Source organism: Gammaproteobacteria bacterium (assembly GCA_016199745.1).
Lineage (GTDB): Bacteria > Pseudomonadota > Gammaproteobacteria > Acidiferrobacterales > Sulfurifustaceae > JACQFZ01.
Window position 1 is genome coordinate 1 of the sequence record JACQFZ010000042.1, and the last position, 25,014, is coordinate 25,014.

The window sequence follows — 25,014 nt, forward strand, 5'->3', positions numbered from 1 at the left end:
CTCATCGAAAACTTCTTTGCCAAACTCAAACAATTCCGCGCCGTTGCCACGCGCTATGACAAACGGGCGCGTAACTTCCTGGCGGGTATTTATTGTGCGGCTATTTGGGTGTGGTTGGCGTAATTGGTGACACGCCCTAAGGTGCCGGCAAAAAATACGCTGCCGGGGAAACGTTTTAGCGTCTGTTCGGCGAGGCGTACGGTTTGCGCGACCGGGTCGGTACCGAAGGCGCTGTCGCTGGTGGCGGCCATGTTGTGGCGGTGGCAGAAGTCGACGTATTTTTTTAGCTGCTCCTCGACGCGTTGTTTCAGTTCGGCGATCGAGTGGTCTTTGATGCGCGTGGTATCGACTTCGCCGACGCTGATAAAAACAAAATTCTTGAAGCGGCCGGGGAACAGTCGTTGCGTGTTGAGCAGGGTGTGCATGCCGATGCCGCGGAAGCTGGAAACGAAAAATACCGCGGCCGGTTCGCCTTCGGTTAGGCGGGGTATGGAGACGACCGGCGGGGTCGGTAATTTTGACAGGATATCGTCGAGCTCGAGTAGTTGCCGGCGAACGTTTTGGTAGTGTCGGTGGATGACGGCGCAAAAGACGATGAGGCTGCCGATCACCAGAATCGCCGCCCAGCCGCCGTCGACGAATTTCGAGACGACCATGACCAGCAAGATGCTCGCGGTCGAGAGCAGGCCCCAGAGACTTAGGAACAGTCGCCACCAACCACTTCGTTCGCGCCGATGTTGCCACCAATAGACGCACAAACCGAACAGCGTTAGCGAAAACGTCAGAAACACGCTGATGCTGTAAAGCACCACTAGTAACTCGACTTGGCCGCGGCTCCATAACAACACGATCAGCGCCGCCAGGCCCATGAGCATGACGCCGTTGCGGGTTACCAGGCGGTCGGAGAGTTGGTCGAAGCGATGCGGCACCCAATGATCGACCGCCATGTTAGCGAGCGTCGACGGTCCGCCGAGGAAGCCGGTATTGGCGGCGATGAACAGCAGACCGGCTTCGAAGATCAGCGTGGTTACCACGACGCCGTGACCGATATCGATGTTGCCCCAATGCCAATCGTGAACGATGGCGGAGAAGGTGACGGCGTTCAGCGTTTGGCCGGGGCTCGGGTGCGCGTCCCACAGCAGGTATAGCAAGATAATGCCGCCGGCGGTAAACGCCAGCGACGTCGCCATGTAGAACATGGCCCACTTGCCGGTCCGAACGCGCGGTGGCTTGAGTAGATTAATGCTGTTCGATACCGCCTCGATGCCGGTATAGGTGCCGCCGCCCATGCCGTAGGCGCGTAAGAACAGCGCGATTGCGAACAGGATGCCGGTCTCGCTCGATAGCGCGGAAAAATGCTCGATCGATTGCGGCAGCAGCGCATCGAGTTGATCGACGCGCCGGCCGACGCCATAGAGGATTAGAAATGCATGGGTGATGACGAAGCCGAAGAAGATCGGCAGCAAAAAAGTGATCGACTCTTTCACACCGCGCAGATTCAGTACCACCAGAATCAGTAGCATGCAGGCGGCGATCTCCATCTTTAACGGTGCCCACGACGGCGGTAAAAAACTGAACAGCGCGTCGGCGCCGGCAGCAATCGAGATAGTGATGGTGAGAACGTAGTCGACCACCAAGGCGCTGCCGGAGACGAGCCCGGCGCGTCGACCGAGCAGCCGGGTCGCGACTTTGTAACCGCCGCCGCCGCTGGGGAACAGCTCGATGACTTGGTTATAGGAAATGGCGATGACGAACACCGTCACCGCGGTCGCGATTGCCAGGAATAGCGCCAGGCTGCTATGCGGGCCGAGTGCCTTGAATGCTTCTTCAGGGCCGTAGGTCGAGGACGACAAGCCGTCGGCGCCGAGGCCGACCCAAGCGAGAAACGCGATCAGCGTAATGCGGCTGCGCGTTTCCGCCGACATTGGATCGCGCGGTGGACCGATGACGACACGGCGTACGCGCGTCTTTAGGTCTCGCCAATTTTTTGCGGAAGGCATGCGGACCAATAGACCGAGGACCGACAATGGCCCTCGGCGTTTAATTGAATGTCAGTCGCCGAAGAGGTCGTTAATTTTGGCGGCGCAGATGAAATCGTTTTCCGTGAGGCCATGGACGGCGTGCGTACTGTAACGCACGTGGCAACGTTTGTAGCTGATCTCTAAATCGGGATGATGATCTTCGCGATTGACAATCCAGGCGATGGCATTGGCGAACGTCATGGTTTCGTAAAAATTTTTGAAGTTGTAAGTGCGAGCGATTTCGGTTGCTTCGTTGTTCGTCGCCCAACCCTTTGCTTGGCTCAGCAGCGATTCGGCGGTATGCCGATCGACCTTGGGTGTGCCGCCGTGGCAGGGGACGCAGTGCTTTTGCTTGAGCTCGGACATGAGCGTATCTCCGTTCAGGTTTGATTCATCAGATGCGCGATGCGCGCGGTCGCCGGCGGATGCGAATCGTAAAACACCGAATACAGCGGATCGGGTGTCAGGGTGGTCGCATTTTCGCGGTACAGCTTGACCAGCGCGCTGATCAGTTCGTTGGCATCGCTTTGTTTGGCGGCGAACGTATCGGCCTCGTATTCGTGTCGGCGCGAGCCGCGGGCAAACAGCGGGCTCAAAAAGAAGGTAAAGATCGGGCTGACCATCATGAACAACGCAAGCGCGGCGTGATTCGACGGTTGTTGCACGCCGAGTGCCTGGTAGAACCACGGTTGATTCGTCAGCCAGCCGAGCACGGCGAGCCCGGCCAAACTCAACACCGCCAGCAACACGATGCGTTTGACGATGTGATGTAGCTTGAAATGGCCGAGCTCGTGCGCGACTACCGCTTCGATCTCGGGCTCGGCCAATTGCTCCAATAAATTATCGAAGAACACCACGCGTTTAGCGCGGCCGAAGCCGGTGAAATAGGCATTGCCGTGGCTGGTGCGGCGCGAGCTGTCGACGACGTAGATGCCTTCGCTACGAAAACCGGTACGTTCGAGCAGCGCTTGCAGGCGTTGGCGCAAGCTGTCGCGCTCGAGCGGTTTGAATTTGTTGAACAACGGCGCGATCAGCGTCGGGTACGCCCAAACCATGAACAAGCTGAAACCCATCCACAACAGCCACAAGTACAGCCACCACAGATTGCCGGCGCTTTGCATGAACCACAACGCCGCCAGGATAAGAGGTATGCCGAATGCGAGACTCAGTAGCGTTTTTTTTATGAGATCGCCAATGAACAGGCCAAAGGTCATGCGGTTGAACCCGAAGCGGTGCTCGATGCTGAACGTGCGGTAGGCCGACAGCGGTAGCTCGAGCACGCCGCTGATCAGCAAAACGCTGAGTAGAAACAGCGTTCCCGCCAACCATCCGGAGGTAATAGTGCCGCGCCAGGACTGGTCGAGTACGGCCAGTCCGCCGCCGAGTGTCCAGGCGAGTAACAACAGCGCACCGAAGACGTCTTGCCATTGACCGAGGCTGGCGCGGGCGACGGTGTAGTCGGCGGCTTTGCGATGCGCTGCCAACGGTACGCGCTGGGCAAACGCGGGCGGAACGCTGTCGCGATGCGCGCGTACATGACGGATATGGCGGCGCGCTAGCCAAAGTTGCGTTGCTAGTGTCGCCACCAGCAATCCAAGGAATATTAGTGTGAAGGTGTGCATTCGCGGGATGCTATGATTTGCAGGCACCAGTAGTTTAACCCGGGAGTTCATTAATGTCGCAGCAAATGCCGCCGCCGGTATCGGCGTCGCCGGATCCAAATGCGTTGATCTGGATTGACCTTGAGATGACGGGGTTAAGCCCCGAGGCGGATCGCATCATCGAGATTGCTACCATCGTTACCGACAGCGCCCTCAATGTCATCGCTGAAGGACCGGTGCTGGCCGTGCGTCAGAGCGATGCCGCACTCAATGGCATGGATGACTGGAACAAGCGCACGCACGGTGCCACTGGTTTGATCGAACGCGTGAAGGCATCGCTCGTTACCGAGGCCGATGCCGAGCGGCAGACGCTCGAATTTTTGAGCCGCTATGTGCCGGCGAAGCGCTCGCCGATGTGTGGTAACAGTATTTGCCAGGATCGGCGTTTTCTTGCGCGCTATATGCCGGGCCTGGAAGCGTGGTTCCACTACCGTAACCTCGACGTCAGCACGCTGAAGGAACTGGTCACACGCTGGTGCCCGGACCTCGCCAGCGGATTTTCCAAGAAGGCGTCGCACAAGGCGCTCGACGACATTCGCGAATCGATCGATGAGTTGCGTTATTACCGCGAGAAATTTCTGAACGTCGGTAATAAATAAAAAAGATGGGTAGGGTGGGCAGCGCTTTTCTGCGCACGAGTATTTTTTAAATATCCGGCGTGGGCAGAAAAGCGCTGCCCACCCTACATGGCATGACGGGCCAGCGCCCAGACCACGTGTTCGCGCACCAGTGCCGATGGGTGTACCGCGCGTGCGTTGAGCGCATCGATCACCGCCGCGGTTGTCGGCGCGTTTCCCAGGGCCACGGCGACATTCCGCAACCACTGTTCGTAACCGATGCGGCGCATCGCCGATCCTTCGGTCCGCTTTAGAAATTCCGCTTCGCTCCAGCCGAACAACTCGATGAGTTGCGGCGCATCGAGACCATGGCGCTTGGCGAAATCAGGTTCGCTCGTGAGACGGGCGAATCGATTCCATGGGCAAACCAACTGGCAATCGTCACAACCATAAATGCGATTGCCGAGCAGCGGTCGTAGTTCTTCCGGAATCGATCCTTTCAGCTCGATGGTTAAATAGGAGATACAACGGCGCGCGTCGAGTTGGTAAGGACCGATAAACGCCTGCGTCGGACAAATATCGAGGCAGGCGCGGCAGCTGCCGCAGTGTTCGGTGGCCGGTGTATCGATCGGCAGCGGTAGATCGGTGTACATCTCGCCGAGAAAAAACCACGAGCCGGCATCGCGCGCTAAGAGATTCGTGTGCTTGCCGATCCAGCCGAGGCCGGCCTTTTGCGCCAGCGGTTTCTCCAGCACCGGGGCGCTGTCGCTGAACACGCGGTAACCGAATGGACCTGTTACCGCGGCGATGCGATCGGCCAGCTTCTGCAGACGGCTACGCATGACTTTGTGGTAATCGCGGCCGAGCGCGTAACGCGAGATGTAACCGAGCGCGTGGTCGTCGAGCACGTGCTGGGCATCGGCGGCGGATGGCAAGTAATCGAGTCGCGCGGCGATGACGCGGATGCTGCCGGGGACCAGCTCGGCTGGCCGGCTGCGGCGCGTGCCGTGCGCTGCCATGTAGGCCATCTCGCCGTGATAACCGGCGTTGAGCCAGTTCCACAGATGCGATTCGGCTTCGCCGAGATCGGTGTCGGTAATGCCGATTTGCTGAAACCCGAGCTCGCGGCCCCATGATTTGATGTCATGGGCGAGCTGGGCGAAATCCGGGTCAGGCGTGTTGCTCATAGGGTTAGACGGGAATTGTTTCAGCTCGCAGTACTCGATATTACCCCTAGCCTGGTCCTTCTCTGCAACTGCAGCGGTGGACGGATGACGGAAGCACTCGCTCGCTCAAGGATAGTTCGGGCGCGGCCGAGGGCGCGGTCGGGCTACACTACCAAGCAAGATGCTACCTCCTTCTTTATATAGTGCGGCACAAGTACGCGAGCTCGATCGGCGCGCCATCGACGTCTGCGGCATTGCCGGCGCCGAGCTGATGGAGCGCGCCGGTGCCGCCGCATTCCGTGCGTTGCGGGCAGGTTACCCGCGAGCGCGTCGGATTGCGGTGGTATGTGGTCCGGGTAATAACGGCGGCGATGGTTATATTGTCGCGTACTTGGTTCGAGCGGCGGGACTGGAGCCGCACGTCTTCGTTGTCGGCGATCGTTCCAAACCGGGCGATGCCGTCCAGGCGCGTGCGCAGTGCGAGGCGGCTGGCATCGTTACGCGACCCTTGACCGCTGCCGCGTTCGACGATGCCGATGTTGTTGTCGATGCGTTGCTCGGCATCGGTCTGGAACGTCCAGTGGAAGGCGAGTGGCAGGCGGCGATTCAGGCGATCAATGCCAGCGGTCGCCCGATTGTCGCCATCGATATTCCGTCGGGGCTACACGCTGATACCGGTGCGGTGATGGGGCTCGCCGTGCGCGCCGATATGACGGTTTGTTTTATCGGCCTCAAGGCGGGATTGTTCACCGCCGCCGGGCGCGAGCAGGCGGGTGAAATTGTGTTCGACGATCTCGGTGTGCCGAGCGAGGTGTACACCGGTATCGTTCCGGTGGCGCGGCGCTTAGTCGAACGTTCACTGCGCGGTGCGGTCAGACAGCGAGCGCGCACAGCGCACAAGGGTAGCTTCGGTCATGTGCTGGTGATCGGTGGCGGTCATGGCATGCCGGGCGCGGCGAGATTGTGCGGCGAAGCGGCGTATCGCATCGGCGCCGGCCTCGTTACATTGGTCACCCATCCGGCGCATGCGCACGTTATTAACCAGGTGCGGCCCGAGCTATTGGCATACGGTGCGACCACGGCGGCCGATCTGGCGCCGCTGTTGGCGCGCGCCGAGGTGCTGGCGCTCGGTCCTGGGTTGTCGCAAGACAGTTGGGCGCGCAGCATTTATCAGGCGGCATTGGCCGCCGACATGCCGATGGTGGTCGATGCCGACGCGCTGAATTTGCTCGCGGCCCATCCACTGCGGCGCGCCAACTGGGTGTTGACGCCGCATCCCGGCGAGGCGGCGCGGCTGCTCGATACGACCGTCATCGCCGTTCAACGCGATCGTTTTGCCGCGGTGCGCGCACTGACCGAACGTTACGGGGGAGTCTGCGTTTTGAAAGGATCGGGCACACTGATCATGACCGCCGGGCATGCTACCGTTGCCTTGTGCGACCGCGGTAATCCTGGCATGGCCAGCGGCGGCACCGGCGATGTGCTCACCGGTACGATCGCCGGCCTGATGGCGCAGGGCTTGGCGGCTGACGTTGCCACGCGTACTGGCGTATGGCTGCACGCGACCGCCAGCGATGATGCGGCGAGCGACGGTGAAATCGGTTTGCTCGCGTCCGATCTAATTCCGCATCTGCGCCGTCGGATTAACCAACTCGCTAGCTATGACGACACTGACACTCGAAGCCGCTAATACGGCCGAAACCGAAGCGTTCGGCATGCGCTTGTCGGCGTTGTTACCGCCGCTGCGTTTGATTTTTGTGCGTGGGCCGTTGGGCGCGGGCAAGACGACGTTCGTGCGCGGATTGTTGCGCGGGTTGGGTCATGAAGGGGTGGTCAAGAGCCCGACGTTCACATTGGTCGAGCCCTATAATTTTGGCGAAGTGTCGTTGTATCACTTCGATTTATACCGGCTTACACAGCCACAAGAGTTGGAATTTCTTGGACTACGTGATTATCTCGCTGGCGATAACATCTGTATCGTCGAATGGCCTGAGCGCGCCGGTGGTATTTTGCCGGCGCCGGACCTAGACGTTATGATTCAACTCAACGACAAGCAGGGCCGTCTCGTGCAGTTGCAGTCTCATTCCCGGCAAGGGGAAGCCGTGCTCGGCGGGTTTCGATGAGCCGGCACCGAATCCGTTTATTTTTATTTTTACTCCTCAGTATTTTCTCCGTTACCCCCGTTCAGGCGGTGGTGTCGGTGCACAACGTCCGCGAGTGGCGCGCACCCGATCACACGCGTCTGGTATTCGACGTTAGCGGGCCGGTCCAGCATCGATTGTCGTTGCTGACCGATCCGAATCGGATCGTCCTCGACTTGGAAGATGCCGAGTGGCAGGACGAGTTGTCCGAGCTCGACTTCAACGGCCCGGTGTTGGCCGGTTTGCGCACGGGTCGGGCGGACGCCAAATCGTTGCGGGTCGTGCTCGATCTGAAGATGGCGGTGCAGCCGCGTTCGTTCGTGCTGAAGCCGGCTGGACCCTACGGCCACCGTTTGGTGCTCGATCTGTACGACCCGAAGGCGCAGGTGGTCGACGACGACAAGGCCATAGCCGAGCCGGAACCGGTGATCGAATCCAAACGTGAAGCCAAACGCACCGATAAACCGAAACCCATCATCGTTGCGATCGATGCCGGTCACGGCGGCGAAGATCCCGGTGCGCTCGGCCGTCGTTATCGCACGCGTGAGAAAGATGTGACGCTCGCCATCGCCCGTGAGGTGGCCCGCCGAATCAATCAGGCGCCCGGCATGCGCGCGGTGCTGATTCGCGACGGCGATTACTACGTCGGCTTGCGCGAGCGCTTCACCAAGGCACGTAAACATCAGGCCGATCTGTTTATCTCGATCCACGCCGACGCCGTGCCGGGACGTGCGGCACGCGGCTCGTCGGTATATGCGTTATCGGAGAAGGGCGCGACCAGCGCCATGGCGAAGTACTTGGCCGACGGTGAAAACGCGTCCGACCTCATCGGCGGTGTCAGCCTGAACGACAAAGACGAGATTTTGGCGAAGGTGTTGCTCGACTTGTCGCACACCAAGACCATTCAAGACAGCCTGGTGTTCGCCAGCGATATGTTAGGCGAGCTTCATCGCGTCGGTCCGTTGCATGGCACACGCGTGCGCCAAGCCGGTTTCGCCGTGCTCAAGGCGCCGGATATCCCGTCGGTGTTGATCGAGACCGCATTTATTTCCAACCCGACGGAAGAAAAAAAGCTGCGCTCGTCGAGCTTTCAGCAGGAGATGGCCGACGGTATTTACAAAGGGGTTAAGCGCTTTCTGGCGCGCACACCGCAAGGGACGGCGGCGATTGCGCGGGAGCGGGAAGACGAGCCGTCGCCGACAGCGCGGCGGCGTATCGCGCTTCACGAGTGAAGCGCTGTTAATCGGTTGTTCGCGGCTCACATCGCCGCTTGGACTTGCTCCACTGGCGGATCGAGTCGCTGCCCGATCTCGGTTGCAAGATGTTGCTGTTGCGCCGGATCGCTCACCAGTCGTCCGTCACGTGTCACGACATAAAAAATATCCTCAACACGCTCGCCGAACGTCGCGACCTTCGCGGTGACCAATCGCACGTTGCAGGCGGCGAGGGCGAGCGCCACCTGATACAGCAGACCGGGACGATCTTGCGCCGTGACCTCCATTACGGTCGTTTGGCCATTGACCGATACATCGAAGGCCACGTGGGTGCGAATCGGGAAATGCTTGAGCGCTCGCGATAGATGGGCGTGATGCAGGTCACGGCCGGGGCGCGGATTTAACAATTGCTCGCGCATCGCCGTTTGAATACGCGCGAGTTGTGCCGGTTCGGCGATCGGCTGATTGGCATGATCGAGTACGACGAAGGTATCGAGGGCGAAACCGAAGCGCGTGGTGTGGATGCGCGCATCCCAGATCGACAAGTTCAGCCGGTCGATACCGGCAGTGAGATCGACGAACAAACCATCGCGGTCGGGTCCGTATACCAAAATTTCTGTACCGCCGGCTTCTGGGTGATGGCGCACGGCGACTAACGGCAATTCCGACGCTGACGCACGCGTGATCATCTCCGTATGCCATGCCAAGCTGTCGGCCTCGTGGCGTAAGAAATAATCGATGTCCATGCGTTGCCAATGTTCCTCGACGAGGTTGGCGGCGATTTTTTTGTCTGTCAGTCGTCGCATGACGTCGGCGCGCAAGTCGTTGACGCGCGCCTCATGGTCGAGCGGTTGACCGACGCCGCGGTGTAGCTCGTGCAGCGTCGCGTGGTAGAGCATGGATAGCAGACGACCCTTCCAAACATTCCAAACCTTGGGACTGGTGCCGCGCATATCGGCGACGGTCAGCAGATAAAGATTATCGAGGTGCTCTTTGTCGCCGACACGTTCGGCGAAACGACGCACGACCTCGGGATCCATGATGTCTTGCCGTTGCGCCGTGTCCGACATGATCAAGTGATGGCGCACCAGCCACATGACGAAGTGCGTATCGTACTCGCTCATTCCGTGTTGCTGGCAAAAGTGCTCGGCCTCTTGCTCACCGAGCACCGAATGGTCGCCACCGCGGCCTTTGGCGATATCGTGAAACAAGCCACCGAGATAGAGCCGTTCCGGTTTCGTCAGCGTTTGGATGATGCTGCTGGCGAGCGGAAATTCGTGCTGATGCTGGGCGATGGTGAATCGCCGCAGATTGCGCACGACGAATAGCGAATGTTGATCGACGGTATATACATGAAACAGATCATGTTGCATCTGCCCGACGACCCGACCGAACGCCGGAATGTAGCGACCGAGCACGCCGTAGGCATTCATGCGCCGCAGCTCGTGCGTGATGCCGGCCGGTTGGCGCAAGATCTCCATGAACAAGCTGCGACAGGCGATGTCGCGCCGGAACGACGCGTTGATGCGATGCAGGTTGGTGCGTACCAGCCGAATGGTGTTGGCACGTACGCCTTTCAACTGCGGATGCAGCTGCATCAAATGAAACAGCTCGAGCAAGGCGTACGGCGAATATTGGAAGACGCGCGTATTGCGTACTTCGAGAAAGCCGTTGTGCGATTGGAACCGACGATTGATTGGTTCGATTTTGGCGCGACCACGCGTGAGAATCGCTTCTTCGAAATGTTGTAGCAGGATGACGTTCAGTAGCGACAGTTCTTTGATCGCGCGGTAATAGCGCTTCATGAACTGCTCGACCGCGAGCGCGCCGTCTTGATCGACGTAGCCGAACAGTTTGGCGAGCGCGCGCTGATGATCGAACAACAGGCGTTCTTCGCGCCGGCCGGCCAGATAATGCAAGCCGCAGCGCACCTGCCACAGAAAATCACGGCCGCGTACGAGCGCGCGATACTCCGGTTCGTGTAGGAAGCCGTGTTCAACCAGCTCGTGTAACGATTGCGTGTCGAAGTGGCGTTGCGTCACCCACGAGATCATTTGGATATCGCGTAGTCCGCCCGGGCCTTCCTTGATGTTCGGCTCCAGGTTGTATGCAGTGTCGTCGAAACGTAAATGACGTTCGCGTTGTTCCTCGCGCTTGGCGGCGAAGAATTTATTGCTCGGCCAAATTTTTTTCGGATGAGTGGCAACCCGCAATTGCTGGAATAGTGCGGCATCGCCGACGAGCAGGCGCGTCTCCATCAAATTAGTGGCGATGGTGACGTCGCCTTTAGCTTGCTGTGTACATTCCTTCAGGGTGCGCACGCTGTGGCCGATCTCGAGACCGATATCCCAGAGGAAACGCACGAACGTCTCGGCGAACATGAGCACGTCGTTGGCGCCGGCTTTTTTCAACAACAGCAGAATGTCGACGTCCGATCCCGGATGCAGCTCGCCGCGTCCATAGCCGCCAACGGCGATTAGCGATAGCGCGGCATGGGCAGGGAGGAGGCTTTGATGATGTTGCCAGGCGCGGATCAGCAACTCGTCGACCAGCGAGGCGTGCAGGGCGATGATGTGCGTGGCCTGTCGTGGGTGCGAGAGATAGTGCCGTTTCAGCGCTTCGCGGCCGTCGCGTAGCGTTGTGCGGAAGGCGGCCAGTGTGCTCGGCACATCGGCGGTTTCGCGCAGAGCGTGTTCGAATTTGGCGGCGTTGAAGACTTCGTCTTTACCGACGCGTGTGGTCACGAGGGCGTGGCAGACGAGCGCGTAAGGATTTCATAACCGTTGTCGGTTACGAGCACGGTGTGCTCCCATTGCGCCGATAACGAGTGATCGCGTGTGACCACGGTCCATTGATCCGGTAGCAACTTCACTTCCGGCCGGCCGGCATTGATCATCGGTTCGATGGTGAAGGTCATGCCGGCGGCGAGCGTCATGCCGGTTCCGGGTTGGCCGTAGTGCAGGACTTGCGGGTCTTCGTGAAACACGCGGCCAATGCCGTGGCCGCAGTATTCGCGTACGACCGAAAAACCGTGACGCTCGGCATGTGTCTGGATGGCGTGGCCGATGTCGCCGAGCCGTATGCCCGGCCGCACCTGAGCGATGCCGCGTTCCATGCACTCGCGCGTGATTTGCACCAGCCGGCGTGCCTGCACCGAGGGTTCGCCGACGAAGTACATCCGGCTGGTATCGCCATGGAAGCCGTCTTTGATGACGGTGACGTCGATATTGACGATATCGCCTTTCTTAAGGACCTTGTCGCCCGGAATGCCGTGGCACACCTGGTGATTGACCGAGGTGCAGATGGATTTGGGGAATCCTTTGTAATTGAGCGGGGCAGGGATCGCCTTTTGCACATTGACGATGTAATCGTGGCAAATACGGTCGAGTTCGCCGGTGCTAACGCCGGGGGCGACATGCGGCCCGATCATATCGAGCACTTCCGCCGCTAGGCGACCGGAAGTGCGCATTTTTTCGATTTCTGCTGGGGTTTTTAGGGTCACAGACATGGTAAATCCAAAAAAAGCGATGGTGTTCGCGAGCGGCGCCTATTCTGGGCGATCTTGGCTTATTTAAAAAGGCCTTGCTTGGCCGAATTTGCCGGCAAAGCCCTTGTATCTCATTGTTTTACCGCGGCCGGCTGTGGTATAAGAGCGGGCCTCAACACGGCCGCGTTTCAGCTTTTGAACGCGTCGTCTGAGTCCAAGAACTGTAACTTCAACCCACACATGGGTCGTCACGTGCGTCTGGGTGCTTGCCCGTTCTAAGAATGGGGCGAGTTGACGCATGGGATCCATGGCGGAATAACCCGAGGAGAAATCATGAGCTCTGTGACAATGCGCCAGATGCTGGAGGCCGGTGTTCATTTCGGCCACCAGACCCGTTTTTGGCATCCCAAGATGCGCCCGTACATTTTCGGCGAGCGCAATAAAATCCACATCATCAATCTCGAGAAGACGCTGCCGCTGTTTCAAGATGCGATGCAGTTCCTGAAACGTCTCTCGGGTAATCGCGGCACCATTCTGTTCGTCGGCACCAAGCGTCAAGCGCAGGAAATCGTGGCGGAAGAAGCCGTCCGCGCCGGTTGCCCGTACGTCAATCATCGTTGGCTCGGCGGCATGCTGACCAACTACCGCACTGTTAAGAAGTCGATCGAGCGTTTGAAGCTGCTCGAAGCGACGCTGCAAGACGAAAAAAGCGCCGAAAAGTTGTCAAAGAAAGAACTGCTCGATATCGAACGCGAACGCGTGAAGCTTGAGCGTAGTCTCGGCGGCATCAAGGACATGGGCGGTCTGCCCGACGCGCTGTTCATTATCGACGTCGGTCATGAGTACATCGCCATTTCCGAAGCGAACAAGCTCGGTATTCCGGTGGTCGGCGTAGTCGATTCCAACTGCAAGCCCGACGGTGTCGATTACGTGATCCCCGGCAATGACGATGCGATTCGTGCGATCCGGTTGTATGCCGGTGCTGCTGGCGACGCCATCGTTGAAGGTCGCGGTCACGTCGAAACGATGGGTGAAGGCGATGACGAAGAGTTCGTCGAGTTGAAAGACGAGCCGGCGAAAGTGAAGGTTGCCGCGAAGCGCCGTTCCACGCGCGCCGACGGTACCGACGGTGAAGCCGTCGCGGAAGAAGTCGAAGCGCCGGCCAAAGCCAAGCGTCCGGTACGTAGTAACAAAGCGCGTCCTAGCGGTAAGAAGGGCGACGAGTAAGAGTGATGGTAAACGGGCGTTGCTTCTGGCAGCGCCTGTTGCCGCATTGATGAGGTAGCTCATGAGTATTTCAGCAGAACAGGTCAAGGAGCTGCGCGAGCGCACCGGCCTTGGCATGATGGAATGTAAGCAAGCGCTGGTCGAAGCCAAGGGCGATATGTCGACCGCGGAAGATTTGTTGCGCAAGAAGGCCGGCGCCAAGGTCGACAGGAAGGCTGGGCGCACGGCTGCCGAGGGTGCGATTGGTTTGCATGTGAGCGCCGATCGTAAACTTGCCGCTATTGCTGAGGTGAATAGCGAAACCGATTTCGTCGCCAAGGGCGACGATTTCTCTGCATTTGCGAATGTCGCCGCTGCCAGTGCGGCTGCCAACAGCCCCATCGACATAGACGCTTTGTATGCTTCGTCGACGCCTGACAAAGGCGAGACGGTGGCGAAGAAGCGCGAGTGGATCGTGATGAAACTCGGCGAGAACATCGGTGTGCGCCGCTTCACTCGCTACGCCTCGACCAAGGGTCACATTGGCGCTTACGTGCATGGCCGCAAGATCGGCGTGCTCGTCGAGCTCGAAGGCGGTGATGAGAGTTTGGCGAGAGATATCGCCATGCACATCGCTGCCAGCCGTCCTGAATGCGTGTCGAAAGACCAGGTGCCGGTCGATTTAATCGCGAAAGAAAAGGAAATTTTCACTGAACAGGCGAAGGCCTCCGGCAAACCAGATAACATCATCGAGAAGATGGTCGAAGGCCGCATTAATAAGTATCTCGGCGAGATCACGCTGCTCGGTCAGCCGTTCGTAAAAGATCCCGATACAACGGTGGAGAAGCTGCTCAAGGGTGCAGGTGCGAAGGTTGTGCGCTTTGCGCGTTTTGAGGTAGGCGAGGGTATCGCCGAAGTGGCTGGGAGCTGACCTTGGCAGCCTACCGGCGCGTTTTGCTGAAGCTAAGTGGCGAAGCGCTGATGGGCAAGGATGCCCATGGCATCAATCGCGAAGTCATTGAGCGCATCGCGCAAGAGCTTAAGGACGCGGTTGCCATCGGTGTGCAGTTGGCAGTCGTCGTCGGCGGCGGCAACATCTTTCGCGGTGTTGCCGGTGCGGCGCACGGAATGGATCGGGCATCGGCCGACTACATCGGCATGCTTGCCACTGTTATCAATGCGCTGTCATTGCAACAGGCGCTCGAAGGAATGAATGTCCCGGTGCGCGTGCAGTCGGCATTGCGCATCGATCAAGTGGTTGAGCCTTACATCCGCCGTCGCGCCATCGTCCATCTCGAGCGCGGCCGCATCGTCATCTTCGGTGCCGGTACCGGCAATCCGTTTTTCACGACGGATACCGCAGCGAGCTTGCGGGCGATGGAGATCGGCGCCGATATCATGCTCAAGGCGACCAAGGTCGACGGCGTCTATGACCGCGATCCGGTGAAGCACGCCGACGCTAAGCGGTACGATGAAATTAGTTACAGTCGAGTGCTCGAAGACCGTCTCGGGGTGATGGATGCGACATCAATCGCACTGTGTCGGGATCAAAACCTGCCGGTGCGGGTGTTCAACATCAACAAGCCCGGCAGTTTCCTGCGGATTCTGCAGGGAGAAGTCGAGGGCACGCTAGTAAAAGGATAGAGCGATGATGCAAACGGCTGATCAAATCAAGAAAGACGCGGAAACGCGCATGGCCAAATCGCTGGACGCGCTGAAGGTGGATCTCAGCAAGATTCGCACCGGACGCGCCCATGCCGGTTTACTCGATCAAGTCCGTGTCGACTACTACGGCACGAAGACGCCACTAAGTCAGGTAGCGAATATCTCGGTGTCGGACGCGCGCACTTTGACCGTATCGCCCTACGACAAAGGCTCATTCGCCGCGGTCGAGAAGGCCATCCGTGAGTCCGATCTCGGGCTCAATCCGGCGGCTGCCGGCAACATTCTGCGCGTACCGCTGCCGGCGCTGACCGAAGAGCGGCGCCGTGAGTTGACCAAGCATGTGCATAAGGAAGGCGAGAACGCCAAGATCGCCATCCGTAACGTGCGTCGCGATAGCAATCAGCATCTCAAAGATCTGCTGAAGAAGAAGTTGATCACCGAGGACGATGACAAGCGCGCCGAAGACATCGTGCAAAAAATGACCGACAAGTTCATCGGTGAAGTCGACAAACTCACCGCTGCCAAGGAGCAGGAGATCATGCAGGTCTAGCACCTGCGCGCTCTCTGCTAATGACAACCCCCGCGGCCCGGTCGGCCGATCTAAAATCCGTTCCTCGCCATATCGCCGTTATCATGGACGGCAACGGCCGCTGGGCCCGCCGGCGGGCGTTGCCGCGCATCGCCGGTCACCGTAAGGGTCAAGAACGAGTACGTGAGCTGGTGGCCGCCGCCGGTGAAAGCGGTGTGCGCTATGTCACGGTGTTCGCGTTCTCTAGTGAGAACTGGAGTCGGCCGGCACAAGAAGTAAAAATGCTGCTCGATTTGTTCTTGCATGCGCTCGACCGCGAAGTCGCCAAGCTGCACGAAAACAATGTCCGCTTCCAAGTGATCGGCGATACTGCCCGTTTCGGCGCGCAGCTGGTCGAGCGGATTCACGCTGCGGAAACTCTTACACGTGCTAATACCGGTCTGACGTTCACGGTCGCCGCCAATTACGGCGGCCGCTGGGATATCACCCAGGCGTGCGCCGAGATCGCCCGCCGTGTGTCGGCCGGCGAAATGACCGCGGAACAAGTGACGCCCGCGACCATCGAACAATTTCTAGCGACAGGCGATTTACCGGAACCGGACCTTTTCATTCGAACCAGCGGCGAGCAACGAGTGAGTAACTTTCTCCTATGGCAACTTGCTTACACCGAGCTCTATTTCACGCCGGTGTTATGGCCCGATTTCGATCGCGAGCAGTTCGACGCCGCGCTCGCTTATTACGCCAGCCGGCAACGTCGCTTTGGTTTGACGGGCGAGCAGATCGAAGCTGCCGGTAATGCTTAAAAAACGCATCCTCACGGCACTGGTTCTAGTTCCGCCGCTAATTGCCGCGCTCTTCTATTTGCCATCGGTCGGTGTTGCCGCTTTGTTCGGCGTGTTCGTCGGTGTCGGTGCTTGGGAGTGGGCGACCCTTTCAGAATTGCGCGGCATGTGTCGGGTCGGATATGTAGCGACGGTATTGGCGATCGGCAGCGCGTTGCTGGCGCTAACGTTCCACAATTCTGACTTGGCGACCGTCGTATTTGCGGTTGCGGCGCTTTGGTGGTTGTGGGTCGTCGTCGATTTGCGTCGCGATGTGAGCAGTTTCTATCACGCGCGCGTCGGAAAAATTATTGCCGGATTTTTGGTGCTGACGCCAGCTTGGGTTGCGGTCAGTGTGTTGCACGCGGTCGACCCGCAACGACCGTTGGCGCTGTTGTTTGTATTGGTATTGGTCGGCCTCGCCGATACTGCCGCTTACGCCGCCGGCCGCGCTTTTGGTCGCACAAAGTTGGCGCCATCGATCAGCCCGGGCAAAACCGTCGAAGGCGTGATCGGCGCGTTGCTGGTTGTGCTGTTGCTGGCATATTTTTGTGGGACAATTCTGTGGAAGTGGGACGGGTTAGATCTCGTCGTCTGGTTGGTGCTGGCATTTGTCGTCGCCCTGATTTCCGTGGTTGGCGATCTCGCCGAGAGCAAGCTCAAACGCATCGCCGGTGTTAAAGACAGCGGCAGCTTATTGCCCGGGCATGGGGGAGTACTCGATCGCATCGATGCGATAACAGCGGCAGCGCCGGTGTTTGCTCTGGGTTGGTTGCTTTGGTTCGATTGACGCGCATGATGAAAACCACAAATCAAAATACAGAGCGCCAGGGCGTCGTCATCCTCGGTTCCACCGGTTCGATCGGCGTCAGCACGCTCGATGTATTGGCGCGCCATCCCGATCGATTTGAAATCGTCGCACTGACGGCGAACCGCCAAGTCGATCTCATTTTCGAACAATGCCAACGTTATCGTCCGCGCATGGTCGCTATGTGCGATGTCGCGGCCGCCGAGGAGCTGGCGCGGCGCGTGCGTGCCGCCGGTCTTGCGATCGACGTGCGCACCGGCATCGATGGCCTCGAAGCGGTCGCGACGCTTAGCAATGCAGCGGTAGTCGTGGCCGCTATTGTCGGCGCCGCCGGTCTGTTGCCGACGTTGGCGGCGGTGCGCGCCGGCAAGCGCGTGTTGCTGGCGAACAAGGAGCCGCTAGTCATCGGCGGCCGGTTGTTGATCGAGCAGGCGCGCGCCGCCGGCAGCGTGTTGTTGCCGCTCGACAGCGAGCACAACGCTATTTTTCAATGCTTGCCGGATGGATACAGCGCCGGCGATACGCCGCGCGGTGTACGCCGTATCTTTCTGACATGTTCCGGCGGTCCGTTCCGGACATGGGCGGCCGAGCGCTTAGGGCAGGTGACGCCGGAGCAGGCGTGTGCGCATCCGAAGTGGGCCATGGGTCGAAAGATCTCGGTCGATTCGGCGACGCTCATGAATAAGGGGCTCGAGTTGATCGAGGCGTGTCGATTCTTCAATGTGTCGCCGCCGCAGGTGGAAGTGGTCATTCATCCGCAAAGCGTGATTCATTCCATGGTCGAGTACACCGACGGCTCGGTGTTGGCGCAGCTCAGCAATCCCGATATGCGCATTCCGATCGCCCACGCATTAGGTTGGCCGGAACGCATCGATTCAGGGGCGCGACCGATCGATCTCTACGAGCTTGCGCGGCTTGAGTTTTCCGCACCCGATACCGAACGATTTCCCTGCCTACGTCTCGCTTATGAAGCGGCCGCCACTGGTGGTACGGCCCCGGCAATTTTGAACGCGGCCAATGAAGTGGCGGTCGCGGCATTTCTCGATCGACAAATTAGCTTCACCGATATTCCGCGCGTGATCGCGCAAGCATTGCGCGATGTGCCAACGCGCGTGGATCAATCTTTGGAATGGGTGTTGGCGGACGACGCACGGGCGCGCGCAGTCGCCACCGATTTCATCGGCGGGCTGGCACCGCGCAAACAGCAGGGGGCTCTATGACCGATATCCCGTTATATATAGTCGCGTTTGTTGTCGCCCTCGGCATTCTAATCGTGGTGCACGAGTTCGGTCATTTCTGGGTAGCCAAGCGCCTCGGTGTAAAGGTGCTGCGTTTCTCCATCGGTTTCGGTAAGCCGCTGTACAAGCGGACGTTCGGCCGCGATCAAACTGAGCTGGTGATTGCGGCATTGCCGCTCGGCGGCTTCGTCAAGATGTTGGACGAGACCGAAGGACCGGTGGAACCGGCGGAGGCGGCGCGCGCATTTAATCGGCAACCGCTGTGGAAGCGAATTCCGATTGTGGCGGCCGGCCCGATTTTCAATTTCCTATTCGCCATTCTTATTTATTGGGTGGTATATCTGATCGGTATCGACGGCATTCGTCCGGTGATAGCGAAGGTCGCCGCCGGCTCGATCGCCGAACAAGCGGGCTTCCATGCCGGCGATGAAATCTTGGCGATCGATGGCAAAGAAGTGCAGAGCTGGGGTCAACGCCGGTTGGAGCTGTTGAGTCGGGCGCTGGATCGCGAGTCAGTGACCATCGACGCGAAAGACGCTGACGGCAAAGTCTATTCACGGACGCTCGATCTGCAGAAGCTGGCGGCGTCGGCGCTGGATACCGATCTGATGGAGCACGGGATCGGTTTGCAGGGTTATCCGCTAGTGTTGCCGGAGGTCGGTAGTCTGGAAGACGGCCCCGGCAAGCGTGCCGGCCTGCAAGTCGGCGATCGCGTTATCAGCATTGATGGTCAGCCGGTGCACGAGTGGCACGATGTGCTGGTGTTTTTGCGCGACCGCGCCGGCAAGCCAGTGCAGATCGCGGTAGAGCGCAACGGTAAGCCGTTGTCGTTCGCCGTGACGCCCGACGCATTCACCCGCGACGGCAAGACTATCGGCCGCATCGGCGTCGGCCCGCGGGTCGTCGAGCTGCCGCCGGATATGTATAAGAAGGTGCGCCTCGGCCCGCTGGACGCATTGGTCGAGGCAACGGCGAATACCTGGAGCATGTCGGTGCTGACGCTCGACATCCTGTATCGCATGGTCACGCTGGAAATATCGAGCAAGAACATCAGCGGCCCGATTACGATCGCCCAATATGCCGGCCAATCGGCCAAGATTGGTTTGACGCCGTTCCTGATGTTCCTCGCCGTTATCAGCATCAGCCTCGCAGTATTGAACTTGTTGCCGGTGCCGGTGCTGGACGGCGGCCATCTATTGTTCTATGCGATGGAGGCCATCAAGGGGAGCCCGGTGTCTGAGCGCACCGTACTGATGGGTCATCGCATCGGTATTGCGCTGCTGGCGGCGCTGATGGCGCTGGCCTTCTATAACGACCTGACGCGGGTATTCCAATAACAATTAACGCCGACGATATATCTCAATGAATCGCTTACTCGCGGCGCTAGTCGCCGCTGTTACGCCTGTGCTCGTTTACGCCATCGAGCCGTTCACCATCAAAGACATACGGGTCGAGGGCCTACAGCGCATTGCTGCCGGTACGGTATTCAATTATTTACCGGTCAAAGTCGGCGATAAAATAACCGAGAAGAGCGCGCAAGAGGCAATACGTGCGCTTTTTAAAACCGGCTTCTTTAAAGATGTCCGACTCGAACAGCAGGGCGATGTGTTAATCGTCTCGGTAGTCGAGCGTTCGTCGATCGCCAGCATCCATATCGAAGGGACCAAAGAATTTTCCGAAGACGACCTGAAGAAGAGCCTGAAAGAAATCGGCTTGAGCGAAGGCCACATCTTCGATAGTTCATTGCTCGACCGAGTTGAGCAGGAATTGCGCGGGCAATACTTTAGCCGTGGTTTCTATGCCGTCAACATCAAGCCGACGGTGACACCGCTCGAACGTAACCGCGTCGGCATCGATATCGCCGTCATCGAGGGACCGCCGGCGCGTATCCGCGAAATCATTCCGGTCGGTAACAGCAAATTCGACGACGATAAATTGCTCGGCCAATTTACCCTTGGCCCGGCGCCATGGTGGGCGATCTTTTCTAGTCGTGATCAATACTCGAAGCAGAAATTGGCCGGCGATCTCGAACGCCTACGCAATTTCTACCAGGATCAGGGCTTTTTGGAGTTCAACGTCGATTCGACCCAGGTTGCGATCACGCCGACCAAGGAAGATATTTACGTCACGGTCAATTTGACCGAGGGTGAGCGTTACAAAGTTACCGATTTCAAGTTAGTCGGCAAGTTTCCGGTCGCCGAAAGCGAGCTGCGCAAGCTAGTCAGTATCAAACCGGGCGATGTATTTTCGCGCAAAGAACTGACGGAATCGTCGAAGCGAATTTCCGACCGTCTAGCCAACGACGGTTATGCCTTCGCTAACGTCAACGCTGTACCGGATGTCGACAAAGAAAAGCGCACGGTGAGCTTCACCTTCTTCGTCGATCCGGGCAATCGTATTTATGTGCGGCGGGTAAACTTCGCCGGCAACACGGCAACGCGCGACGACGTATTGCGACGCGAGATGCGGCAACTCGAAGGCGCGTGGTACTCGGCGGAAAAAATCAAACGCTCGCGCGAGCGGCTACAGAAGACCGGATTGTTTGAAGATGTCACGGTCGAGACACCGCCGGTTGCGGGCGTATCCGACCAAGTCGATTTGCTGGTGACGGTGAAGGAACGCATGAGCGGTAACATGATGGTCGGTGTCGGTTACTCCGGCGATCAAGTGACGTTCAACGCCAGCATCACCGAGAATAATTTGTTCGGTACCGGTAACGAGCTGACGTTTAGTTTCGATAACAGCAAATCGGTTACGAACTTTTCGTTGAAGTATACGAATCCGTACTACACACCGGGCGGTATCAGCCGCGGCTTCAACGTATTTTCCAGCTCGGTCGATACTTCAGACTTAAACACGGCGGCATACGACAGTAAGACCGTCGGCGCCGGTGTGTTCTACGGTATTCCGTTGAGCGAGTACAACCGCTTGAAGGTCGCGCTCGACTTCGAAAGTATCGAGATCGATACCACCGACAGGAGTTCACCGTCCGCCGTTACCTTCGTCCAAGAAGAGGGCGATCAGGTGAGCTTGGGTAAAGTGACCGTAAGCTGGTCTGGAGACAGCCTTAACGACGCCATTTTTCCGACAGCGGGCGGCATGCAGAGCATTACTACCGAAGCATCGGTGCCGGGTAGCGATACCGAATATTACAAGATCATTTATCAAGCCGCCCATTTCTGGCCGTTTTCGGCCCGAACCAGTTTTCGCTTGAAGGGTGAGATTGGCTATGGCAACGGCTATGGCGATACCGAGCGCTTGCCGTTCTTCAAAAATTTCTTCGCTGGTGGCAGCTCGACGGTACGTGGTTTTTCGTCGCGATCATTAGGTCCTGAAGAAGTCATTAGCTGGACGACCAGCGACAGCGAACGGCATACCGACACAGCGACGGTAGGCGGAAATAAGCGCTTGCTCGCCAATGCCGAATTGATGTTCCCGATGCCTGGCACTGCCACCGACGATAAGTCCATACGCATGAGCTGGTTTGTGGATGCTGGTATGGTATATGGCACCGACCAGCCTATCGATACGAGCGAATTGCGCTATTCCACGGGTTTAGCGTTTAATTGGTATTCGCCGGTCGGTCCGTTGAGCTTTAGCTACGCCGTTCCGCTCAACGACAAACCGGATGACGATCTCGAGAAGTTCCAGTTTACGCTGGGCGTTCCGTTCCGATAACGAGGAGTCTGCTGTGAAACGCACTAGCTTCTATTACCGCGCGCTGTCTGTGCTTGTTGCCGCCGGTTTCTGGGTGTGCACCAGCACGGCCAGTGCGGTTGACTTAAAAGTCGGTTACGTGAACGCGGTTAAGGTCATCGAAGAGGCGCCGCAAGGCGAGGCCGCTAAGAAGAAACTCGAGGCCGAGTTCGGGCCGCGCGACAAAAAGCTCGTGTCGATGCAGGCTAAGATCAAGCAGCTCGAAGACGATTTAGAAAAGAACGGATTGTTGCTCAAAGACACCGACCGCCGCGCGAAAGAGCAGGAGATCGTCGTGCTGAAGCGCGATTTGCGGCGCGCGACTCAAGAATTCCGCGAAGATTACAATTTGCGGCGCAACGAAGAATTAGCAGCGCTGCAAAAGATCGTCTACAAGGTCATCGTCGATATCGCTCAGCAGGAGAATTATGACCTGATCCTGCACGAGGGTACGATCTACGCCAGCAAAAAAGTCGACCTGACCGATAAGGTCCTCAAGAAGTTGGGCCAGAAGTAGTCACCCATGCCGGCTACGCTCGCAGAATTGGCCCGCCGTTTCGGCGGCCGTGTGCACGGCGCCGGCGAGATCGAAATCGTCGGCGTTGCGCCGCTCGATCAGGCGGGTCCGCAGCACATCGCTTATGTTAACGACCGCAAGTACCGTCCGCAGTTGACCACAACTAAGGCCGGCGCCGTGGTGTTGAGTCAGGCCGATGCGACGGGCTACAACGGCAATGCCTTAATAGTCGATTCGCCGCAGCTTTGCTTCGCCCATATCGCCGCGTTTCTGCATCCGCCGATAACGCCGCCGGTCGGTATACATGCTAGTGCCGTGATCGACCCGACCGCGCGCGTGGCGCCGACGGTGGCAATCGGGCCGAATGCTGTGATCGACGCCGGTGTAGTTATTGCCGACGATGTAACGATCGGCGCCGGTTGTTACGTGGGCCGCGATGTTGTCATCGGCTCGGGCACGCAGCTGATCGGTCATGTTTGGATCGGCGAGCGTTGCCTAATCGGGCGTGATTGCATTTTTCAGCCAGGCGCAGTCATCGGCGGCGACGGTTTTGGTTATGCCAAAGACGGCGAGCGTTGGGTCAAAGTGCCGCAGCTTGGACGAGTCGTCGTCGGCGACGCCGTCGAAATTGGCGCTAACACCACGGTCGATCGCGGTGCGCTCGGCGACACCCTGATCGGCGACGGTGTGAAGCTCGACAATCTGATTCAGATCGCCCACAACGTTCGTATCGGTGAGCACACCATCATGGCAGCTTGTGTCGGTATCGCCGGCAGCGTCACGATCGGCCGCCGTTGCGCGTTCGGCGGTCAAGTCGGTGTCGCCGGCCACCTAGAGATCGCTGACGACGTGCAGATATTGGGCACATCGTTAGTCGCCGGTCCGATCCGCAATGCTGGCACTTACTCATCGGCACTTCCGATCGATGAAGCGAAACAGTGGCGCCGCAATGCCGCGCGCTTGCGACAGCTCGACGAGATGGCGCAACGCTTGCGGCAGCTTGAGCAAGACATTGAAAAATTGAGAGGTGAGTCGCCTTGAACTCGATGGATATACACGAGTTGCGTAAGTACCTACCGCACCGTTTCCCGTTTCTGTTGCTCGATCGTGTCCTCGACTACAAGGTCGATGCGACGTTAACGGCGCTCAAGAACGTCACCATCAATGAACCATTTTTCCCCGGCCACTTTCCGCAGCAGCCGGTGATGCCGGGTGTACTGATTCTTGAGTCGATGGCGCAGGCGTGCGCCATCCTGTCGATGAAAACGTTGGATCAGATTCCGAACGATGGATCGCTCTACTACTTCGCCGGTATCGACAAGGCACGCTTTCGCCGGCCAGTCGAGCCGGGTGATCAGTTGCACATTAACGTATCGATCAAGCGCAAGATGCGCGGCATTTGGGTGTTTGAAGTGACTGCTACGGTTGATGGCGAAGAGTGCTGCAGCGCCGAGCTCATGTGCGCCTATAAAAAAGGAACCGCAGGGGCAACGGTATGATTCATGCGACCGCTGTCGTCGATCCGCGCGCTACGTTGGCAACAGGTGTTGAAGTGGGCGCCTATTCGATTATCGGTGCTGATGTCGAAATCGGTGATGGCACCTGGATCGGGCCGCATGTCGTCATCCAAGGGCCGACACGCATCGGCAAGAGCAACCGTATCTATCAATTTTGCTCTATCGGCGACGCGCCGCAGCACCTGGCTTACAAAAATGAGCCGACGCGGGTGGAGATCGGCGATCGCAACGTTTTACGCGAATACTGCACCGTCAACCGCGGGACTGTACAAGGCGATAGTCTGACGTCCATCGGTAACGATAATTTCATCATGGCGTATTGCCACGTGGCGCACGACTGCCATCTCGGCAACAACACCATTTTTGCCAACGGCTCCAGCCTGGCAGGACACGTCCATATCGGCGATCGTGCCGTGCTCGGCGGTTTCACGTTAGTGCATCAACATTGTCGCATCGGCGAATCGTGCATGACGGCGGCGAACACGGTCCTCTTCAAGGACGTGCCGCCGTTCGTGATGGCGTCCGGCTTTGGCGGCAGCCCGTACGGTTTGAATCTGCGTGGGCTCAAGCGTCGTGGCTTCGATGAAACGACGATCAATTCCATCAAGCATGCGTACAAGCTGCTTTATCGCTCCGGCCTGCGGTTGGAAGAGGCGATCGAACAAATCGAGCGCGACGCACACGATCAACCGCAGATTCTGCAGTTCGCCGAGTTCGTAAAAAATTCCAGTCGCGGTATCGTTCGATAATACGAAAGCTCCTCTCCCTTC

At 58.5% G+C, this 25,014-nt stretch carries 24 protein-coding genes; 18 read left to right on the forward strand and 6 right to left on the reverse strand.

Features of this window, described 5'->3' with window-relative positions; translation table 11 throughout:
* Positions 1-123: transposase (locus tag HY308_09685; protein ID MBI3898552.1), on the forward strand; the 123-nt coding region annotated here is incomplete at its 5' end.
* On the opposite strand, the gene HY308_09690 is transcribed toward HY308_09685, so the two are convergent.
* From HY308_09690 to HY308_09700, 3 genes are read right to left on the reverse strand one after another with little or no spacing between them, the layout of a single operon-like run.
* Positions 90-2,000, reverse strand: a complete 1,911-nt coding sequence (locus tag HY308_09690; GenBank protein MBI3898553.1) for an APC family permease — start codon at positions 1,998-2,000, stop codon at positions 90-92. The genes HY308_09685 and HY308_09690 overlap by 34 nt on opposite strands.
* A gap of 51 nt (positions 2,001-2,051) precedes the next feature.
* Positions 2,052-2,387 carry a 4a-hydroxytetrahydrobiopterin dehydratase gene (locus HY308_09695; GenBank protein ID MBI3898554.1) on the reverse strand — a complete coding sequence of 112 codons (336 nt, stop codon included), beginning with the start codon at positions 2,385-2,387 and terminating at the stop codon, positions 2,052-2,054.
* Positions 2,388-2,401: 14 nt separating this feature from the next.
* Positions 2,402-3,643, reverse strand: coding sequence for a M48 family metallopeptidase (locus HY308_09700; protein ID MBI3898555.1), 1,242 nt, complete (start codon positions 3,641-3,643; stop codon positions 2,402-2,404).
* A 53-nt stretch (positions 3,644-3,696) separates the two neighbouring features.
* On the opposite strand from HY308_09700, the gene orn reads away from it, so the two are divergent.
* On the forward strand, positions 3,697-4,281 hold the full coding sequence (gene orn, locus HY308_09705) for an oligoribonuclease (GenBank protein ID MBI3898556.1): 585 nt from the start codon (positions 3,697-3,699) through the stop codon (positions 4,279-4,281).
* Between the two features lie 83 nt (positions 4,282-4,364).
* Here orn and queG read toward each other — a convergent pair whose 3' ends face one another.
* Positions 4,365-5,426, reverse strand: a complete 1,062-nt coding sequence (gene queG, locus HY308_09710) for a tRNA epoxyqueuosine(34) reductase QueG (protein MBI3898557.1) — start codon at positions 5,424-5,426, stop codon at positions 4,365-4,367.
* Positions 5,427-5,586: 160 nt separating this feature from the next.
* Here queG and HY308_09715 point away from each other — a divergent pair, with 160 nt between their 5' ends.
* From HY308_09715 to HY308_09725, 3 genes are read left to right on the forward strand one after another with little or no spacing between them, the layout of a single operon-like run.
* A complete protein-coding gene (locus tag HY308_09715; protein MBI3898558.1) occupies positions 5,587-7,095 on the forward strand; it encodes an NAD(P)H-hydrate dehydratase in 1,509 nt (502 codons plus the stop codon).
* Positions 7,067-7,528 carry a tRNA (adenosine(37)-N6)-threonylcarbamoyltransferase complex ATPase subunit type 1 TsaE gene (gene tsaE, locus HY308_09720; protein MBI3898559.1) on the forward strand — a complete coding sequence of 154 codons (462 nt, stop codon included), beginning with the start codon at positions 7,067-7,069 and terminating at the stop codon, positions 7,526-7,528. Before HY308_09715 ends, tsaE begins: the two co-directional genes overlap by 29 nt.
* Positions 7,525-8,778 carry an N-acetylmuramoyl-L-alanine amidase gene (locus tag HY308_09725; protein ID MBI3898560.1) on the forward strand — a complete coding sequence of 418 codons (1,254 nt, stop codon included), beginning with the start codon at positions 7,525-7,527 and terminating at the stop codon, positions 8,776-8,778. Before tsaE ends, HY308_09725 begins: the two co-directional genes overlap by 4 nt.
* Positions 8,779-8,804: 26 nt before the next feature.
* Here HY308_09725 and glnD read toward each other — a convergent pair whose 3' ends face one another.
* Complete coding sequence (gene glnD / locus HY308_09730; protein ID MBI3898561.1) at positions 8,805-11,504, reverse strand: [protein-PII] uridylyltransferase; 2,700 nt, start codon at positions 11,502-11,504, stop codon at positions 8,805-8,807.
* Positions 11,501-12,268 carry a type I methionyl aminopeptidase gene (map, locus tag HY308_09735; protein MBI3898562.1) on the reverse strand — a complete coding sequence of 256 codons (768 nt, stop codon included), beginning with the start codon at positions 12,266-12,268 and terminating at the stop codon, positions 11,501-11,503. Before map ends, glnD begins: the two co-directional genes overlap by 4 nt.
* 312 nt (positions 12,269-12,580) lie before the next feature.
* Between map and rpsB the strand changes: the two genes are divergently transcribed.
* The 13 genes from rpsB to lpxA all read left to right on the forward strand — a co-directional run bounded on the left by rpsB (position 12,581) and on the right by lpxA (position 24,993).
* Positions 12,581-13,474, forward strand: a complete 894-nt coding sequence (gene rpsB, locus HY308_09740; protein MBI3898563.1) for a 30S ribosomal protein S2 — start codon at positions 12,581-12,583, stop codon at positions 13,472-13,474.
* Positions 13,475-13,535: 61 nt separating this feature from the next.
* A complete protein-coding gene (locus HY308_09745) occupies positions 13,536-14,384 on the forward strand; it encodes an elongation factor Ts (protein ID MBI3898564.1) in 849 nt (282 codons plus the stop codon).
* Positions 14,381-15,097, forward strand: a complete 717-nt coding sequence (locus tag HY308_09750) for a UMP kinase (protein ID MBI3898565.1) — start codon at positions 14,381-14,383, stop codon at positions 15,095-15,097. The genes HY308_09745 and HY308_09750 overlap by 4 nt, the downstream gene beginning before the upstream one ends.
* 7 nt (positions 15,098-15,104) lie before the next feature.
* Complete coding sequence (gene frr / locus HY308_09755; GenBank protein MBI3898566.1) at positions 15,105-15,668, forward strand: ribosome recycling factor; 564 nt, start codon at positions 15,105-15,107, stop codon at positions 15,666-15,668.
* Between the two features lie 20 nt (positions 15,669-15,688).
* A complete protein-coding gene (locus HY308_09760; protein MBI3898567.1) occupies positions 15,689-16,450 on the forward strand; it encodes an isoprenyl transferase in 762 nt (253 codons plus the stop codon).
* On the forward strand, positions 16,443-17,258 hold the full coding sequence (locus HY308_09765) for a phosphatidate cytidylyltransferase (protein MBI3898568.1): 816 nt from the start codon (positions 16,443-16,445) through the stop codon (positions 17,256-17,258). Before HY308_09760 ends, HY308_09765 begins: the two co-directional genes overlap by 8 nt.
* An 8-nt stretch (positions 17,259-17,266) precedes the next feature.
* Positions 17,267-18,496 carry a 1-deoxy-D-xylulose-5-phosphate reductoisomerase gene (locus HY308_09770; GenBank protein ID MBI3898569.1) on the forward strand — a complete coding sequence of 410 codons (1,230 nt, stop codon included), beginning with the start codon at positions 17,267-17,269 and terminating at the stop codon, positions 18,494-18,496.
* The gene (gene rseP, locus HY308_09775; protein MBI3898570.1) at positions 18,493-19,851 is read left to right on the forward strand and encodes an RIP metalloprotease RseP; all 1,359 of its coding nucleotides are present in this window, start codon (positions 18,493-18,495) and stop codon (positions 19,849-19,851) included. Before HY308_09770 ends, rseP begins: the two co-directional genes overlap by 4 nt.
* A 25-nt stretch (positions 19,852-19,876) precedes the next feature.
* Positions 19,877-22,192, forward strand: a complete 2,316-nt coding sequence (bamA, locus tag HY308_09780) for an outer membrane protein assembly factor BamA (protein MBI3898571.1) — start codon at positions 19,877-19,879, stop codon at positions 22,190-22,192.
* Positions 22,143-22,727 (forward strand): OmpH family outer membrane protein, encoded by a 585-nt coding sequence (locus tag HY308_09785; protein MBI3898572.1) that lies wholly within the window; start codon positions 22,143-22,145, stop codon positions 22,725-22,727. The genes bamA and HY308_09785 overlap by 50 nt, the downstream gene beginning before the upstream one ends.
* 6 nt (positions 22,728-22,733) lie before the next feature.
* Positions 22,734-23,768, forward strand: coding sequence for a UDP-3-O-(3-hydroxymyristoyl)glucosamine N-acyltransferase (gene lpxD, locus HY308_09790; protein ID MBI3898573.1), 1,035 nt, complete (start codon positions 22,734-22,736; stop codon positions 23,766-23,768).
* A gap of 5 nt (positions 23,769-23,773) precedes the next feature.
* A complete protein-coding gene (gene fabZ, locus HY308_09795; GenBank protein MBI3898574.1) occupies positions 23,774-24,226 on the forward strand; it encodes a 3-hydroxyacyl-ACP dehydratase FabZ in 453 nt (150 codons plus the stop codon).
* Positions 24,223-24,993 (forward strand): acyl-ACP--UDP-N-acetylglucosamine O-acyltransferase, encoded by a 771-nt coding sequence (lpxA, locus tag HY308_09800; GenBank protein ID MBI3898575.1) that lies wholly within the window; start codon positions 24,223-24,225, stop codon positions 24,991-24,993. Before fabZ ends, lpxA begins: the two co-directional genes overlap by 4 nt.
* Positions 24,994-25,014 lie beyond the last annotated feature (21 nt).

Bases quoted from the DNA above. Each gene is read 5' to 3' on its own strand.
- HY308_09690 (MBI3898553.1), bottom strand. From the start codon at position 2,000: ATGCCTTCCGCAAAAAATTGGCGAGACCTAAAGACGCGCGTACGCCGT.
- HY308_09695 (MBI3898554.1), bottom strand. From the start codon at position 2,387: ATGTCCGAGCTCAAGCAAAAGCACTGCGTCCCCTGCCACGGCGGCACA.
- HY308_09700 (MBI3898555.1), bottom strand. From the start codon at position 3,643: ATGCACACCTTCACACTAATATTCCTTGGATTGCTGGTGGCGACACTA.
- orn (MBI3898556.1), top strand. From the start codon at position 3,697: ATGTCGCAGCAAATGCCGCCGCCGGTATCGGCGTCGCCGGATCCAAAT.
- queG (MBI3898557.1), bottom strand. From the start codon at position 5,426: ATGAGCAACACGCCTGACCCGGATTTCGCCCAGCTCGCCCATGACATC.
- HY308_09715 (MBI3898558.1), top strand. From the start codon at position 5,587: ATGCTACCTCCTTCTTTATATAGTGCGGCACAAGTACGCGAGCTCGAT.
- tsaE (MBI3898559.1), top strand. From the start codon at position 7,067: ATGACGACACTGACACTCGAAGCCGCTAATACGGCCGAAACCGAAGCG.
- HY308_09725 (MBI3898560.1), top strand. From the start codon at position 7,525: ATGAGCCGGCACCGAATCCGTTTATTTTTATTTTTACTCCTCAGTATT.
- map (MBI3898562.1), bottom strand. From the start codon at position 12,268: ATGTCTGTGACCCTAAAAACCCCAGCAGAAATCGAAAAAATGCGCACT.
- rpsB (MBI3898563.1), top strand. From the start codon at position 12,581: ATGAGCTCTGTGACAATGCGCCAGATGCTGGAGGCCGGTGTTCATTTC.
- HY308_09745 (MBI3898564.1), top strand. From the start codon at position 13,536: ATGAGTATTTCAGCAGAACAGGTCAAGGAGCTGCGCGAGCGCACCGGC.
- frr (MBI3898566.1), top strand. From the start codon at position 15,105: ATGCAAACGGCTGATCAAATCAAGAAAGACGCGGAAACGCGCATGGCC.
- HY308_09760 (MBI3898567.1), top strand. From the start codon at position 15,689: ATGACAACCCCCGCGGCCCGGTCGGCCGATCTAAAATCCGTTCCTCGC.
- HY308_09765 (MBI3898568.1), top strand. From the start codon at position 16,443: ATGCTTAAAAAACGCATCCTCACGGCACTGGTTCTAGTTCCGCCGCTA.
- HY308_09770 (MBI3898569.1), top strand. From the start codon at position 17,267: ATGAAAACCACAAATCAAAATACAGAGCGCCAGGGCGTCGTCATCCTC.
- rseP (MBI3898570.1), top strand. From the start codon at position 18,493: ATGACCGATATCCCGTTATATATAGTCGCGTTTGTTGTCGCCCTCGGC.
- bamA (MBI3898571.1), top strand. From the start codon at position 19,877: ATGAATCGCTTACTCGCGGCGCTAGTCGCCGCTGTTACGCCTGTGCTC.
- HY308_09785 (MBI3898572.1), top strand. From the start codon at position 22,143: ATGACGATCTCGAGAAGTTCCAGTTTACGCTGGGCGTTCCGTTCCGAT.
- lpxD (MBI3898573.1), top strand. From the start codon at position 22,734: ATGCCGGCTACGCTCGCAGAATTGGCCCGCCGTTTCGGCGGCCGTGTG.
- fabZ (MBI3898574.1), top strand. From the start codon at position 23,774: ATGGATATACACGAGTTGCGTAAGTACCTACCGCACCGTTTCCCGTTT.
- lpxA (MBI3898575.1), top strand. From the start codon at position 24,223: ATGATTCATGCGACCGCTGTCGTCGATCCGCGCGCTACGTTGGCAACA.